This window comes from Pararhodobacter sp. (assembly GCF_034676545.1).
GTDB lineage: Bacteria > Pseudomonadota > Alphaproteobacteria > Rhodobacterales > Rhodobacteraceae > Pararhodobacter.
This window is the reverse complement of record NZ_JAUCBZ010000012.1, coordinates 1-15,434: the sequence shown is the minus strand read 5'-3', so window position 1 is coordinate 15,434 and position 15,434 is coordinate 1. Positions and strand designations below refer to the sequence as shown.

13 protein-coding genes, 1 pseudogene and 1 CRISPR repeat array are annotated in these 15,434 nt (G+C 65.3%); of the genes and pseudogenes, 4 read left to right on the top strand and 10 right to left on the bottom strand.

Going from position 1 to position 15,434, the window contains the following annotated elements; translation table 11 throughout:
* Nucleotides 1-78 precede the first annotated feature (78 nt).
* From VDQ28_RS02610 to VDQ28_RS02595, 4 genes and pseudogenes are all read left to right on the top strand, one after another.
* On the top strand, nt 79-1,068 hold the full coding sequence (locus VDQ28_RS02610) for a TRAP transporter substrate-binding protein (protein WP_323034454.1): 990 nt from the start codon (nt 79-81) through the stop codon (nt 1,066-1,068).
* A gap of 51 nt (nt 1,069-1,119) precedes the next feature.
* Nucleotides 1,120-1,524, top strand: a pseudogene (locus VDQ28_RS02605) (TRAP transporter small permease); the annotation flags it as partial.
* A gap of 45 nt (nt 1,525-1,569) precedes the next feature.
* A complete protein-coding gene (locus VDQ28_RS02600) occupies nt 1,570-2,874 on the top strand; it encodes a TRAP transporter large permease (RefSeq protein ID WP_323034503.1) in 1,305 nt (434 codons plus the stop codon).
* Entirely contained in the window at nt 2,874-3,557 is a 684-nt protein-coding gene (locus VDQ28_RS02595; RefSeq protein ID WP_323034453.1) for an alpha/beta hydrolase, read from the top strand. Before VDQ28_RS02600 ends, VDQ28_RS02595 begins: the two co-directional genes overlap by 1 nt.
* A 190-nt stretch (nt 3,558-3,747) precedes the next feature.
* Here the strand turns inward: VDQ28_RS02595 and VDQ28_RS02590 are convergent, their stop codons facing one another.
* The 10 genes from VDQ28_RS02590 to repC form a co-directional block, all read right to left on the bottom strand.
* The gene (locus VDQ28_RS02590) at nt 3,748-3,942 is read right to left on the bottom strand and encodes an aldehyde dehydrogenase family protein (RefSeq protein WP_323034502.1); all 195 of its coding nucleotides are present in this window, start codon (nt 3,940-3,942) and stop codon (nt 3,748-3,750) included.
* A gap of 26 nt (nt 3,943-3,968) precedes the next feature.
* Nucleotides 3,969-5,890: a CRISPR direct-repeat array (repeat unit 29 nt; unit sequence CGGTTCATCCCCACGCGGGTGGGGAACAG).
* 57 nt (nt 5,891-5,947) lie between these two features.
* Complete coding sequence (cas2e, locus tag VDQ28_RS02585) at nt 5,948-6,238, bottom strand: type I-E CRISPR-associated endoribonuclease Cas2e (RefSeq protein ID WP_323034452.1); 291 nt, start codon at nt 6,236-6,238, stop codon at nt 5,948-5,950.
* Nucleotides 6,219-7,154: a type I-E CRISPR-associated endonuclease Cas1e gene (cas1e, locus tag VDQ28_RS02580; protein WP_323034451.1), complete on the bottom strand. Its 936-nt coding sequence runs from the start codon at nt 7,152-7,154 to the stop codon at nt 6,219-6,221. Before cas1e ends, cas2e begins: the two co-directional genes overlap by 20 nt.
* Nucleotides 7,151-7,819: a type I-E CRISPR-associated protein Cas6/Cse3/CasE gene (cas6e, locus tag VDQ28_RS02575; RefSeq protein WP_323034450.1), complete on the bottom strand. Its 669-nt coding sequence runs from the start codon at nt 7,817-7,819 to the stop codon at nt 7,151-7,153. The genes cas1e and cas6e overlap by 4 nt, the downstream gene beginning before the upstream one ends.
* Entirely contained in the window at nt 7,816-8,526 is a 711-nt protein-coding gene (gene cas5e, locus VDQ28_RS02570) for a type I-E CRISPR-associated protein Cas5/CasD (protein WP_323034449.1), read from the bottom strand. The genes cas6e and cas5e overlap by 4 nt, the downstream gene beginning before the upstream one ends.
* Nucleotides 8,519-9,586 (bottom strand): type I-E CRISPR-associated protein Cas7/Cse4/CasC, encoded by a 1,068-nt coding sequence (gene cas7e, locus VDQ28_RS02565; protein ID WP_323034448.1) that lies wholly within the window; start codon nt 9,584-9,586, stop codon nt 8,519-8,521. Before cas7e ends, cas5e begins: the two co-directional genes overlap by 8 nt.
* Entirely contained in the window at nt 9,583-10,086 is a 504-nt protein-coding gene (gene casB / locus VDQ28_RS02560; protein ID WP_323034447.1) for a type I-E CRISPR-associated protein Cse2/CasB, read from the bottom strand. Before casB ends, cas7e begins: the two co-directional genes overlap by 4 nt.
* A complete protein-coding gene (gene casA, locus VDQ28_RS02555; RefSeq protein ID WP_323034446.1) occupies nt 10,083-11,561 on the bottom strand; it encodes a type I-E CRISPR-associated protein Cse1/CasA in 1,479 nt (492 codons plus the stop codon). The genes casB and casA overlap by 4 nt, the downstream gene beginning before the upstream one ends.
* 54 nt (nt 11,562-11,615) lie before the next feature.
* Entirely contained in the window at nt 11,616-14,129 is a 2,514-nt protein-coding gene (gene cas3 / locus VDQ28_RS02550) for a CRISPR-associated helicase Cas3' (RefSeq protein ID WP_323034445.1), read from the bottom strand.
* Between the two features lie 12 nt (nt 14,130-14,141).
* Complete coding sequence (gene repC, locus VDQ28_RS02545; RefSeq protein WP_323034444.1) at nt 14,142-15,311, bottom strand: plasmid replication protein RepC; 1,170 nt, start codon at nt 15,309-15,311, stop codon at nt 14,142-14,144.
* Nucleotides 15,312-15,434 lie beyond the last annotated feature (123 nt).

Genomic DNA, 15,434 nt, shown 5'->3' with positions numbered 1-15,434 from the left:
GCGCGATCAGGTGCGCTCGCCGGTTTGACGCGCATCGACAACAATGGGGCAAATGCCCGAATTCTGGGAGGATGTATTATGCTGAACGTTTCTACATTCCGGCTTGCTGCCGCTGCGGCTGCTGTCACACTGATGACCGCCCCCGCCACCGCAGAGACACTACGATTGGCGCATTGGGTGCCACCCGCGCATACCCTGACTGCCTCCACCATCGTTCCGCTGCAGGAAGCGGTTGCGGGGTCGGGTTTGGAAATCCAGGTCTATCCCGGTGGTGAGCTTGGCGCGGGCCCGCTGGAGCAATACGCCCGCGTTCTGACCGGCGTGGCCGATATCGTCTGGGGGCTTCAGGGCTACACATCGTCGCAATTCCCGCGCACGATGATTTCCGAACTGCCCGGCGCGCTGCCCGACGGCATGAACGGCTATGACATGATCTATAACGCCTATGACGCAGGGCTACTGGACGCCGAATTCCCCGGCACGGTGCCGCTGGCGATGTGGCTGTCCGAGCCGAACGTGTTCATCATGCGCGACCACGACATCCGAACGCCCGCCGATCTGGCGGGTCTGAAGATCCGCGTGTCCGGCTCGGCGGCGGCGGCGGCGGTCGAGGCCTTGGGCGCGACCCCGGTTCAGATGCCGGCAGGCGAGATCTATAATGCGCTGCAAACCGGCCTGATTGATGGTGTGATCACCGGCTCGTCGGCCATCGGCGATTTCCGGCTTGATGAAGTGGCGAACAGCTATACGCTGGGCGCGCCACTCGGCCGGATTTCGTTCTATCTGCTGATGAACGCTGATCGCTACAATGGCTTGCCAGAGGCAGAGCTGGCGGCGCTGTCCGCGATTGCCGGGCGTCCGCTTTCGGCGTCGGCCGAAGCTGGCTGGAACGCCCGCGCTCTTCAGGTCATCGAGCAGATTTCGGCGACGGGCGATAACACCGTCTACACGCTGACCGACGACGAGGCGGCGGCTTTTGCTGCGCTGACCCTTCCGGTTCGTGACGCTGTCGTAAGTGGCATCGAGGGCGGTGCCGAAGTGCTCTCCACGATGCGCGGCGGCATGTAAGTGCTTGCACTGCTTGACAAGGTTGCGGCCAGATTGACCCATCTGGCCGCCATGATTGGCACCCTCGGTTTGATCGCCGAGGTTGTCATCATCTTGATCGACGTGATCGGGCGTTATTTCGGCGTTCCCCTGCGCGGTGCGCAAGACATCACGCAAATGTCGATGTTGGTCCTGGTCTTTGGCGGCATGGCGTTGTGCGACCGTACCGGAGGGCACATCGCGGTGGATATCTTCGAAAAGGCATTCCCCCGTTGGTTGAATGCCTTGGGTGATATCGCATCGGCGCTGATCGGTGCGATCCTCTTTGCGGGAATTTCCTATAACATGTGGTTCAGCGCCAAAATGTCGGATATGTTGAACCAGTCCACAAACATCATCAACCTGCCGTTTTCGTGGTTCAAGATGTTTGTTGTCGTCACCTGTGCGATTACGGCCTTTGGCATGATTTTGCGCGCAATTTCCCTGATATTGGGCGGCCAGGGCGCCAAAGGAATTTCTTTCATGAGCGGTTTTGCCATCGGCCTTTGGGGCATCGGCGTGCTGTTTGTGTTGTTGGCCCTGCGCATCCCGGTTGCCTTCGCGATGTTCGCGGTGGGCTTTGGCGGGATCGCGGCATTGAATGGATTTCCGGCCGCGATGAGCTATCTAGCGACCGAAAGTTTCACGCTGGGCAGCAGCGCAGAGTTGGTGGTCGTGCCGCTGTTCATCCTGATGGGCAACGTCGCCACCGAAACCGGGATGAGCCGCAGGCTTTATGATGCGGCCTATGCGATCATTGGTTCGGTGCGCGGTGGTCTGGCCTCGGCGACGGTCATCGGCTGTGGTGGTTTCGCGGCGCTGTCGGGCTCGTCGGTGGCCTCGGCGCTGACCATGGGCAAAGTGTCCCTGGCCGAGATGGAGCGGTTTGACTACGACCCCAAACTGGCGACGGGGGCGGTGGCGGCGGGCGGCACGCTGGGAATCTTGATTCCGCCCTCGACCGGGTTTGTGATCTACGCAATCCTGACCCAGCAAAGCATCGGGCGGCTGTTTCTGGCCGGGGTTCTGCCCGGATTGCTGCTGCTGCTGATGTTCGTCGGCACCGTCACGCTGCTGTGCTGGATCAACCCGGCCATGGGCCCCGCCGGTCCGCGCACAACCCTGCCGCAAAAGGCCCGCGCCATGCTGGGGGCCTTGCCGATCCTGGGCGTGATCGTTGCAACGATCGGCGGCATTTACACCGGCATTTTCTCACCGGTCGAGGCCTCGGCGGTCGGCGCTGGCCTGATCATCGCCATCGGTCTGCTGACCCGCGTGCTGACCCTGCGCGCCTTTTGGGCCGCGGCGAAAAGCTCGGTCACGACCACGGCAACGGTGATGCTGATTCTGATCGCCGCGCATATGATCAATCCGTTTCTGGCGCTCAGCCACATTCCGCAAGCCTTGGGCGCGTTCCTGATGGGCCTCCATCTGCACCCGCTGGCAATTCTGGGCGTGATCCTGGCCTGTTACCTTGTGCTGGGATGCTTCCTCGAGGGGTTCGCGATGCTGGTCCTGACCATGCCGATCTTCTTTCCGATCATCGTGCAACTGGGCCTTGATCCGATCTGGTTCGGCGTGTTGGTGGTGCTGACCCTGGAAATGGGCCTGATTTCGCCGCCGGTCGGGGTCAATGTGTTCATCGTGAAATCGGTGGCGCCGAATGTTGACCTCAGCACGATCTTTCGCGGGGTAATCCCCTTTTGGTTCGCCATGTTGGTGACGTTGCTGATTCTTGTGGCCTTTCCGCAGATCTCGCTGATCCTGCCCAACACGATGATCAATTGATGCCCATGACCGTACTTTTGATCCCCGGCCTGCTGTGTGATCGCACCGTTTGGGGGCCGGTCTTGCAACGACTGCCCGCCGAGGTCGCCGATCTCTCGACCCAAGACAGCCTTACGCAAATGGCCGAAGACCTGTTGGCGCGCTATCCCGGCCCCTTGCGGGTGGCCGGGCATTCCATGGGTGCCCGCGTCGCGATGGAGATGGCCCGCATCGCCCCGGCGCGGATCGAACGCATGGCCCTGCTGGACACCGGCATCCACCCGCTGAAAACCGGCGAGACCGCCAAGCGCGACGAGGTTGTGCGCTTGGCCTATGATCACGGAATGCAGGCCCTGTGCGACCGTTGGTTGCCGCCGATGGTTTTTGCCGAAAATCACGCCAATGCGCCGCTGATGGAAGCCTTGCGTGCCATGGTGCTGCGCATGACCCCTGCCCTGCACGCGCGCCAGATCAAGGCGCTGGTCAATCGTCCCGATGCCAGCGCCACGTTATCGCGGGTGGCGTGCCCGGTGCTGCTGGTGGTGGGCCGGCACGACCTCTGGAGCCCGGTCGCACAGCATGAGGACATGCGCGCGCTCTTGCCGCATGCTCACCTGGAGGTGATTGAAAACGCAGGCCATTTTGCGCCGATTGAGCAGCCTCGGGCGGTGTCCGATGTGCTGGTGCCGTTTCTGCAACCCTGACCCGGTCATCAGGGTCCGGGTGACGGCCAAAGCAACCCTTCAGACCCCCACCGCTGTTTTCAAGACAACTGCCGGATTCGCCGCAAAATCCGCACTCCAAGCGACAAACGCATCAGGCCGGACCAATGCCAACGGGCCCGCCGCCGACGATAACCCCGTCATGTGTTTCAATCATAGGTCATGCGGCCCGTCATGCAGGCAAGCCTTGCTCGATATAAATGTGCTTGGTTTCCAGAAAGTCACTGAGTCCCTCTATGCCGTGCAGCCGCCCAAGCCCGGATTGCCCGTAACCGCCGGTTTCCCCTTCGGGGAACAGACGGCTGTGACAATTCAGCCAGACGGTCCCGGCACGAATGGCCCGAGACAGGCGCATGGCGCGTTCCAGATCGCGGGTACCCTCGTAAATGAAGTCGGTTCATCCCCACGCGGGTGGGGAACAGTGCCGCACTCTGCGGTTGTATGTGTTTTTAGCCGGTTCATCCCCACGCGGGTGGGGAACAGGTCAATCGTGGGATGCCGCGCGCCGTGAGACCCGGTTCATCCCCACGCGGGTGGGGAACAGAAGCCCGGCTGCGTCAGCGACGCGCTGCGCAGCGGTTCATCCCCACGCGGGTGGGGAACAGGGCGCGGGCCACGATTTTGACGAGGTCGAACGCGGTTCATCCCCACGCGGGTGGGGAACAGCGCGATGCACCCCGCCCGCAACCGCGCAGCCTCGGTTCATCCCCACGCGGGTGGGGAACAGACAGATCCGTCACCGCGCTGCGTGGCGGTGATCGGTTCATCCCCACGCGGGTGGGGAACAGTCATCCCGGCTGAACGCGGCCTGCATCGTGCCAGGTTCATCCCCACGCGGGTGGGGAACAGAGCGGCTCATCCTCGGCGCGGAACCGCCCGGTCGGTTCATCCCCACGCGGGTGGGGAACAGGCGACTCCGACGTGGGCCGCTATCCTTCCCGCCGGTTCATCCCCACGCGGGTGGGGAACAGGGTTTACAGTCAACTAACGGTTGCCTGTATGCCGGTTCATCCCCACGCGGGTGGGGAACAGTTCGACGGGATGTTGGTGGTCACATGCACCGGCGGTTCATCCCCACGCGGGTGGGGAACAGTTTGCCGCTGATGCCAATAGGCCTCCATGCGGCGGTTCATCCCCACGCGGGTGGGGAACAGGGCGTGCGGGTTGATGAGACCACGGTGATCGGCGGTTCATCCCCACGCGGGTGGGGAACAGCGGGGCGGCAGGTGCCGAGGCCCGCGCGGGCGCGGTTCATCCCCACGCGGGTGGGGAACAGGAACGCATCGAGCGCCGCGATCAGCGGGTCGATCGGTTCATCCCCACGCGGGTGGGGAACAGGGCAGGCGCAGCCGGTTGAAAAACGCCAGCGCCGGTTCATCCCCACGCGGGTGGGGAACAGGCCCCCCCCCTCCCCCTGTCGCTCGGCTCGCTGCGGTTCATCCCCACGCGGGTGGGGAACAGGATACCGCCGCCCCTGATCTGCTGCATGACGGCGGTTCATCCCCACGCGGGTGGGGAACAGGGCGGCACGGGCGGCGGCGTTTTCGTCCTGGTCGGTTCATCCCCACGCGGGTGGGGAACAGAGCGGTTTTCCTTGGTCATGCCGATTCCCCCCCGGTTCATCCCCACGCGGGTGGGGAACAGGACGGATAATTGACGCCATCGATGCAGAGCGGCGGTTCATCCCCACGCGGGTGGGGAACAGCCAGAGCGCCATGCGACGGCCTGACGCCGCCGCGGTTCATCCCCACGCGGGTGGGGAACAGGTACCGCGACGAAACAAATTCATCAGCCCCATCGGTTCATCCCCACGCGGGTGGGGAACAGATCGTCAGGATCGGGATCTCGCCGACGACGATCGGTTCATCCCCACGCGGGTGGGGAACAGTCGGCTCGCTGCTTGGCACCGTCGTGGCACCGCGGTTCATCCCCACGCGGGTGGGGAACAGCGCAACGGCATCTCAGGACTCAGCCCGATGGGCGGTTCATCCCCACGCGGGTGGGGAACAGTGGATCCACTGCGCCACGGTGTAGCGGTGGCCCGGTTCATCCCCACGCGGGTGGGGAACAGTAGCGCGAGGGAATGGAGTTCGCCGCGATCCACGGTTCATCCCCACGCGGGTGGGGAACAGCGTTTGGTCGATACTCAGCCGCCGCAGATCCGCGGTTCATCCCCACGCGGGTGGGGAACAGACGAAACCCGCGCGGGCTTGCGACTGGTGGCCCGGTTCATCCCCACGCGGGTGGGGAACAGGGTGGCCGCATCCGACAGATCGGACTCTGCGCCGGTTCATCCCCACGCGGGTGGGGAACAGACTTGCGGCAGGATACTGATTCCATGCAGTTTTTCAATTGTCAAAAAGCGTACCGATTTACGGGTCGCGTGTCTTTGGCGCAAAGCCGACCAGTTTTAGCCCGTCAAAATCAACCGGCATGCGGCGATTCCGGCCGACGGTGGCAAAGTCGAAGCCCTGATCTGTGGGCGCCTTCCAGATCATCACCGCGTCGCCCTCGTCGATGAAGGCCACCACCTGTTCCCAGATCCGTTCCCGCGTGCGGCGCGAATAATCGCCCACGAACACCCCGGCCCGCACCTCGAGCAACCAGGCCGCCAGCCGCCCCCGCAGCCGGGGAGGCGCGCGTTCAACCACGATGACCATCATCGCCGGACCTCTCGTCGTCAAAGGCCGGGCCAAGCGCCTCGGGCGGTGGATCCGGGCGCGGCAAGTCGCCGGCGGACAGAACGTCTTCGATCTGCGGGATGATCTTGGCCAAAAGCCCACTGCTGCGGAATGCATCGCGGCAGGCCAGCCGAACAGCGCGGTCAGGCACCATATCCAGCCGCCCCTTGGCGTGCTGCCCGGCAATGCGGAACGCCACGGGCACGACGGTGCTCAGCTTCCACAGATCAGCGATGTCATAGACAAAGCTCAGCGGTTTGCCGGTGTGCAGGAACCCGATGGCAGGCGCATAGCCGGCAGCCAGAACGGCCGCCTCGGTCAAGCCGTGCAGGCACGCCGTCGCCGCCGACAGGCAGCGGTTGGGGATATCGCCGGCCTCCCAATCCTTGGGATCATACTTGCGCCGCTTCCAGTCAACGCCGTGCTGGCGGGCCAGCAGCGCGTAGCTTTCGCGCACCCGCACCCCCTCGATGCCGCGCAACTGGTCAATCGAGCGCCGGGCCGGGGCCTCGTCGCCAAAGCGCAGGGCGTACATCTTGCGCACCACCCGCAGCCGCGCGGCAGGGTCCAGCGCCAGTTGCGCCTGCCATAGCAGCCGATCGGCGCGCGCTCCGCCGGGTTGCCCCGCCGAATACAGCCGCACGCCCCCCTCGCCAACCCAGGTCACCAGCGTGCCAACCCGCGCCGCCAGGGCAATCGCCGCATGACTGATCCGCGCGCCGGGCTCCAGCATCAAGCCCGCCAGGCCCCCCACCGGAATATGGGTGCGTGTGCCATCCGCGTTCACCGCGACAAAGGCCCCGTCCTGCACATCCAATTGCGCGCGTTCCACAAACACCAGTTGCGCCCGGTCATGCATCGGGATCGGGCGTGGTGGGGGCAGGCCGGGCATCGTCATGCGCGGCGGATCAGCATCAGGCCGCAGCCAAACGCCCGCGCCCGGCCAAAGCCCTGCGCCAGTTTGGCCAGCAGCGCGGGTGGGTCGGTGACGGTGAGCGTGCCGCTCATCTCCAGGATACCGAACTGCGGCTGGCCCTTGCGCCGCGCCCCCTGCCCCGGCAAGGCCAGCACCGCGTAATCCGCGACCGTGACCGCATCCACCGTGAACCCAGCCCGCGCGCCCTGCCCTTGCAGCCACGCTTGCCCAGCCTCCTGCGCGATCCGCATGCGCACCTCGGCCCGCTGCTCCTTTGGCACCGCATGCAACGCGTCCATCACCACATCAACGCGGCCAATGCCCTTGCGCTGCCGCGTTGCATTGGCGCGCAGCACAAAGGCCAGCCGGTCGCCTGCCCGCAGATCCGGGGTAAAAGCGCGGATGTCCGGTGGCTCGAACAGCGGCGACGGGTTGGGCGGGCGATGGGACAGGACCACGAACGCCCCCTTGCCATCCGCCCGCCACAGGAAATCGCGCGTGGCGTCGGGATCGCCGGCAAAGGCCGACCACAGCAACCGGTGATTGGCGTCGGTGCGCGCGGCGGTGTCGTCGGGCGCGATCAAGGCCGACAGCGCGGCAATCGAAGGGTCACGCGAGACCTGCAACCGCGACAGATACAACGTCATGCCCTGTCCCCCCTCGGGTTGGAGCCCGGCGCGATGGCCACGGCGCGCAGCCTGACATGCCGCGCCTCGAAATGCCACAATGCCCGGTCGCGGGGTTGGTCGTGGCGGGTCTCGATGCGCCCGGCCCCGGTCGCGTCCTGATCCGCGTCACAGGCCAACATCCGCGCCACCGCCCCGCGCCGCCACGGCGGCAGATGCAGCGCGTCAAGCGCGGCTTCGGGGGTTTCGGCCTCGATCAGACGCGCGCCGACCGGGGCGGCCAGCGGGCAGGATTTGCGCCCCAGATACAGCGTGAACACCGGCCGGTCCAAGGCATCCCGCAGCGCCGCAAGCCCTGCGCCCCAAACGACAACGCCAAACAGAGATCCCGCACGATAGTCGCGCAGCGAGATGGTCGTATTCACCTTCAGCCCGGCCAGTGCCAAAGCCTCGGGCCGCGATTGCGGGCGCTTCACGGCGGCACTGGGCACGGTCTGCGCGGTGTGAAAATCGCGCAGCGGCACGCCTTCGTCAAACACCGCCACCGCCACGCCCAAGGCATCGAGCGCCGCAAAATCGCCGTCGCGCCGGATCCCCAGCGCCGCCGCCAGCAGCCCCAGGATCGCCGAACGGCCCGGCCAGGCCAGCGAGCCGCGCCGCTCATGCCCGGCCAGATCCCCCATCGCGCCAAGTGCGGCGGTGAGCGTGAAAACCAGATGCTCAGGCATTGGCGGAAGCCGCCGCAAATCCTGCGATCTGGTCCAGCGTCCCCCCCTGCCCCACGCGCATCACCGCGCTGTCGTCACAGGTCGCCCCGTAAGCCGCGTCGATATCCGCCAGCGTCGTCTCCAGCGCGTGCACCGAGGCCGCCAGCAGATCATCGCCCTTGATCGGCGCGAAAAATGCCCCGGACAGGTCGCGCGGTTGCTGGCTGCCGCGCTCGGCCCGCACATAGGCGGCGCGCGGGTGGTGAGCATGGCTGTTTTGCTTGCCGCGCGGCGTCGCCGTGGCCAGGGCGCGCGCCAAGGCCTCCAGCCCTCTGGCCGCCAGCACCCGGTCGCCGCCGAGGTTCTCCACCAGGAGATCCACGTTGACGCACGCGTAAAGGTAATAGACACCCGAACCAAACGCCGTCTCGCCCAGATGCCCCGCGCCCGGCCCATCCTCGCGCCGGTTCAAATCATCGACCGCCGAGAACCAGTCATCCTCGGCCAGCGCCCGATGCGTGGTGATCGCATGCGCCACCTGCACCGCCGCGTCGCGGTTGAACTCTGGGTCATCCGCCAGCATCCGACCAAACATCGCCACATCAACCGCGCCGTCGGCACGGCGAAGAACCAGCTTTTTCAAGTCCTTATCCTTGGGCAGATCCTCGCCAGCCAGAATCTTCCGCGCCAGATCCCGCGCCATCCCCCACTCCTCGGGCGAGACAAACGCCAGCGTCGTTGTCACCGGCAATTGCGCAGCACCCTTCTTGGGCGTTTCCAGCTTGCTGAACACCGCGGCCACGGCAACCGCCACCTCGCGCGCTTTGGTGGGTTCAACCCCCTGCCCGATCAACTCGGTTTCCAGCTCGACGCCCAGCTTTTTGGTGCGCGTCCCCAAATGCCCGGCCAGCCCGGCCTGAAACGGCGCGCTTTCGCGCAGCGCCCGCTTGATCGACTGCGACGACAGCCGCAAACGCGGTGCGCCGCCAAGACTGGCTTGCTTGGGGCGCCCCTGATCGTCGCGGTTGGGGTTCGAGGGCGGGTAGGCGGTCAGCAAATGGAATTGAACGAAGGTTGTCATGTCTCGGCCTCAGGCTGAAGGGAAGCGGGCGCAGCGGCCCCAAAATAGTGAAAACACCAGCGCGCGCGCACGCTTTCGCCGTGCTCAGGGTGTGACCACAACAACAGGTCGCGCCCCAGAGCCCCGACATTGCAGGTGCGCTCCACCATCGGCAGCGCCCGGCGCAGGGCTTGCGGCAGCTCATCGTCCGTCGCGCGGATCAGGCGTTGAAACCGCAGGGTTGACAGCGGCGGCACCTCGCCCGCACCGAGCAACTGTGGCAAGTGCCGCGACGTATTCGCGCGAATACCGGCCAGCACCTGCGCCAGCGCCGCCAGTTGCACCGGATCGCGCAACGAAAGTTGACGACCAAGCACCTGCACAGCGGGTTCAGCCAGCGCGCCAATCCGGTCGGCCCGTCCCAAACGAGCCGCCAAGGCGCGTGAGGCCGGGGCCTCGCGGTTGCCGATGTGACGCGCCCACCAATCACGGATCGCCTCGCTGCGGTCATCTCCTGTCATGCGGCATTCCTTTGTGATTTGGGCTTTTGCGCGTCGGGAACCGGCAGACCCAGCATCGCAAACGCCGCGTCCCCCAGCTTGCCGCGCCCGGACAGGGTGGCGCGCAGGCTGGCATGCGCCCGAACGATCGCGTGCTGCGCGGTGGTGTTGCGCTGATCCAGACCGGGCAGCGCGAGCGCCTCGAAAAGCGTCAACACCGTGCTGCGCATCATCGTCAACCAATCGCGCGCCACGGCCTGCGGATCGCAGTTGACAGCTGTCAACTTTGTTGCGGCCTCTTCAAAACCGGATTGCGTGTGCAGGAAAAATTGCTCGCGTTGCGCCTCACGGGCCTCGCCCTCGGCCAGCACCTCGCGCAGGGCCCCGCGCAGCGCGCTGGCAAAGACGCTCGCGGCCTCGACAAACCCCGCCAGAAGCCTCGCGCGTTCGGGGTCGAGTTGCAGCAGCGGCGCGCGGGAATAGGTGAAATCGCGCGGCTTCATGTTGTCCATCGACCAACCGGCCACCAGAACATCCGCCAAAGCACCTTGCCCACGATCATGCCAGCCGACGACAACCTCGGCGCGTTGGTGCAATTCATTGCCTGGATCAGCGGCCACAATGCCAAGCCAATTGCGATAGCCAAACACCCCGGCGCGGGGATGAACCGGCAACAACTCCGCCCCTGGTTTCTGGCGGTAATAGGGGGTCAACGGATGCACCCAGCCCGCATAATTTGTGCCATAGGGACGCTGCACCACACCCGTGATCTGCGCGCCGTCATCCACCAACCGTAACCGGCGCGGCATGCCAAAGAACGCCTCGACGCGGTGCGTTTGCGCCTCAAAAACCTGCTGCCCCGCCTCGGAGGTTCGGGTCGGCCGCATCCAGGGCAAAGCCTCGATCGGGGCCGCTGCGCCCTCGGGCACGTTTGCCCAGATCAGCGGCCACACCCCCTGCCCCGGATCGACCAGCGTGACCATCGGCCCCCCGCCGCGCATCGAGGTGCGATTGCCCGCGCCGCCAGTCGGCGCAAAGGCCTGCAACGTATAAAGCGCCATCGCCGCCAGGGCCGGATCGAGCGCGGCGTATCGGTCGCGGTGCACCAGAAGATCCGCGTTGTTGCGGGCAGAATTCGCCCCGGCGCTGTCGATGAACAGCATGTCCGGCGGGATCGGATCGCCATCGAGCGGCGCACGGTCTTGCAGGAATCGCGGCCCCTCGCCAGAGAGTTCAAACGCTGCGGAATAAGGCTCTAACCGCTGCTTTAGTCTCTGTTCTGACCGGCCCGCATCCCAATCCCCGGGGTCTTTTGGAGGGTCACTGAGAAACACCAAGCCAATCAGAAATTCGAGACAGGCGATATTCAGATCAGGCCGTGGCCAGTCGGGGAATGCCAGATCGGAAGCCGCCATCTGCCAAGGGGCAATGATCCGCTGAGCACCGCTTTTGGTGCGCATGGGAATCCACGGGTCGGTGATGAGGTTCAGACGCATGGAAACAACCATTCAGCTACTAGACCCTCATCCTGCAATCTTGAGGTGACTCATTCAAGCGTTTTCCTTGGCGGTAAAAAGTAGCCCTTTATCAACGCGATACCGCAACCCCTCGCAGATCGTGCCATCCTCGCGGACCGGGCACACGGCAATGGATTTTTGCTTCCAATCAGGCAACGCGGCAATCAGTCGGGCAATCTCGGGCGTGTCCTGATCCGGCAACGACACTTGACCAAGGCGGGCGGCGCTGGCGGTCACTTCGGAGAGTTGACAGCTGTCAACATCTGACCCAGCCTCGGCCCAAAACCGCAGACCGTCGCCAACACGCCGCGCCAGAACCAAGACCCGTTGCTCGCGCCCCAGGCGCGTGGGATAGTCGCTGTCCTCGAACCCTGCGCCGCCAAGCCGATAGCCTTTCTCCAGCTTGACCACATTCTGCCGCCCCAAATTTTGCGAGGCGAAAAACTTGCCCTCGGTCTCAAACTCAACCCGCTCTAATGCGGCGGGCACTGGCGCGGCTTTGGGGCCGTGCACCGCTTCGATCAGCGCGCGCAATCCGGACGGGGCGACAATCTGACCGACCCGAAACAGCGTGTCCGCCGTGCGCCACTGCACATCCTGCGGATAGACCCACGCGCCCGCGTCGAGGACATCGTGAAGCCATCGCGCGGTGTCGACACAATCAGGATCAGGTGCCACGACATGCAGGGTCGCAATCGGGGTGGGGCGGTCAGTCGCGGGGCGCAAATCCATATGACGCCACAGCCGCCCGGCGCGCTGGATCAGGGCGGCCATCGGTGCCAGGTCAGAGACCATCACGTCAAAATCGAGATCGAGCGAGCTTTCCACCACCTGCGTTGCCACCAGGACACGGCCAGCGCGGCCCTGTCCCGTCTTGCCAAACCGGGCCAAGGCGGCTTGCTCATGCGTCTTGCGATCACACAGGGCGAAACGCGCATGCAAGAGATCGGCCGCGATGCCATGGCTGCGCAGGGCCTCGACAGCCTTGATGGCATCGTCCACCGCGTTGCGCACCCAGACACAGGCAGCCCCGGCGTGGGCCTTGTCGGTCAAGAGCGCAACAGCTTCGGCAAATCCGGGCACCCGCGCCACAGAGATGGGTCCGCGTGCGCCAGTGGTTTGCGCAAAGTCACGCCGCGTGGCCCCATGCGCAAGGGTCAGCGCGGGATAGGCCGGATCAGTATCGGGCAGCGTGGAACGCCCGGCACCGGCCTCGAACGCGGCAATCAAGGCGGCGCGTTGGTCAATCGGCAGCGTCGCCGTCAGCAGGATCGCCGAGCCGCCATTCATCGCCTGCGCCCTGAGCAATTGCGCCAATTCGGTTGCCATATAGGGCTCGCCGAGTTCGTGCACCTCGTCAACGACCAAGATCTTGCAGGACAGGCCGAACAGGCGCAGGCAGGCATGTTTCGTCGGCAGCACGGCCAGAAGCGCCTGATCAACCGTGCCAACGCCGACATCTGCCAAGAGCGTGCGGCGGCGGTTGTCGGCCAGCCAATCAGAGCAGGTCGGCGCATCGGGGGTGTTGCCGACGCCGCCCCGCAAAGCGCGGAAGTCATCCGACAGGGCGGCGCGCCCATGCGCCAGAACCAGCGAGGGCGGGCCGGTGAAAAGACCCGAAACCATGCCGCGCGCGCGGGCGAACATGGCGTCCGAGGTTGCCATGGTCGGCAGGGCAAAGAACAGCCCGCGCCCTTTGCCCGCCTGCATCATGCGATGCGCGAGGATCAGCGCGGCTTCGGTTTTCCCCGCGCCGGTCTCGTCCTCGATGATCGCCAGCGTCGGGCCGTCTGGCAAGGCCACGGTCGCGCACGCCTGTTGCATCGGGCGCAGGGTGACATCAAAAAGCGTGGCGTTGGAAATCCCGCGCGTTTCCAACCCGGCCTCGCGCACCGCAACCTTGGCCAAAGCCCGCGCACGGTTGAGGTAGCTGGCAAGATCGGGTCCGGCGGGGCAGGGGGCAAACCAATCCGTGTGCGAGCCGATCCAGTCGGCTGCGGCGATCAGGCCGGGCAGCCACCAGCTTAACGCGGTGATATCGGCGTCGTGAATTGATGCCTCAGGCCAGAGCGCGGAAAACGCGGCGATGACGGTGCCACTGTCGGCCCGCGCGGCGGGTCCGGCGGCGTCCAGCATCCGGGTCAGGCCGTGACCCTCGGCGCGCGGCGGGCGGCCGTGATGCCCGGCGCACGAGGCATAGAGCGCGCGTCTTTGCCGCTCGGTGCCGCCCAAATCTTGCAACCGCGCGGTGTGATGGGTCAACAACACTTCGGTCATTTCCCAATGTGCGCCAACACCTTGCGGCTTGCCGTCGCGCAGCATGGCGCGGAACGGATCACCGATCTTGCCAAGATCATGCAGCGCGGTGAACAGGATCATCGCCTGTTTCAGCGCGGGCGCGTGGGGCAGGGGCCCCAACAGGATCTCGGCAACCGCGGCAACATCCAGCATGTGATACACGGCGGGATGTTCCGGGCCGCCGGGCAACAGCGCGCTTTTCCCGGGCCAATTGGCGATGATCTGCGTGAGGCGGCCTTGTTCCGGCATTTATCGCCCTTTCTAGGCTGCTCTGCTGCTTTCGGCGCGCAACAGCGCCATCACCATCGGCCCCGGCGAGAAGGTTCCTGCGGCAGCTTTTGCGCTCAAGGCTCGCAGATAGCCACCGGGGCGGGAAATCGTGTCCATGCGTTGCACTATACAGGCAATGACGATGGCCGCCACGCCCGGACCCATGATGCGCTGCGCCTCGGCAAAGGCATCGGGGCTGATGCCGATCATCGGGCGCACGATATCGGCGGCGCGGATCAGATCGTGCCACGTGTGTAATTTGTCCGGCGCATAGAGCGCGATCTCTGGCACCGCCTTCAACACCAACCCCAGGGGCAAAGCCGGTTCGGAGGGGTGCGAGGCCGAAACCTCTTGCTGTTCCAAGCAAGGTTCAGATTCATAAGAGTCTGTCCTTGAATTCTGATAGTGGCGCTCATTTTGAGCGTCTTTGCCGTGCATATCCGGTGTTTCCAGACATTTTATCCGCGCCTTGACCTGCCCCAGCAACGCCGCGGCCTGATCGCGCAAGTCGCGCAGGTCGTCGGCCTCAAGCCGCCTGCGCAAGGCGCGTTGTGCCAGGCGCACGCCGTCCTCGATCGCGTCGAAATTGCCGCCCATTTCCTCGCGCGCCCAAGCCGCCAGCTTGCCCGCGTCGCGCAGCAGCATCACCACGCTTTCGCGCAACCGCTTGAGGCGCAGAGCCGCGGCGCGCGCGTCATCGGCCTTGGCGGCGATCTCTGGGCCGCGCACCAGCAGCGGGCGCAGGTCAAAGCCGAACACCGCCTGCACCTGACCGCCTTGACCGCGTGCCGCATAGCGCTTGCCGTTGGGGCTGTCGCGGCGCGCCAACAGGCCGGCGCGCACCAGGGCGGCGAGATGGCGGCGCAGGGTGCTCTCGGCCATGCCATGCGCGCGGTCGCACAGGCTGGCGTTCGAGGGATGCACGACCAGTTGCGCGCCGTCTTTCAGCGCCGCATCGGGGTGAAAGGACAACAGCGCCGCCAGCACCGAAAGATCGCGGTCGGTGATACCAAAGGCGGCGCGCGCGGCGGTGAGATCGCGCAGGATCGTCCATTTGTCGGCGCTGGGTTGCGGGGCAGGGGCCTGCGCAAGCTGTTGGCTGTGAATCAGGCGTGCCGTCATCGGCTGACGCCCGAAGGGGGTCAGGGAAATGTGATTCATTTTCGCTGTCACGCGGCAAAATTCGACCCCGCGTCCCAAAGACGTTGTTGACAGCTGTCAACGTTGAGCCGTATCCTCAGATTGCTAGATAAGAAGATGGGCCCTTCGGAATGTCATGTTCCG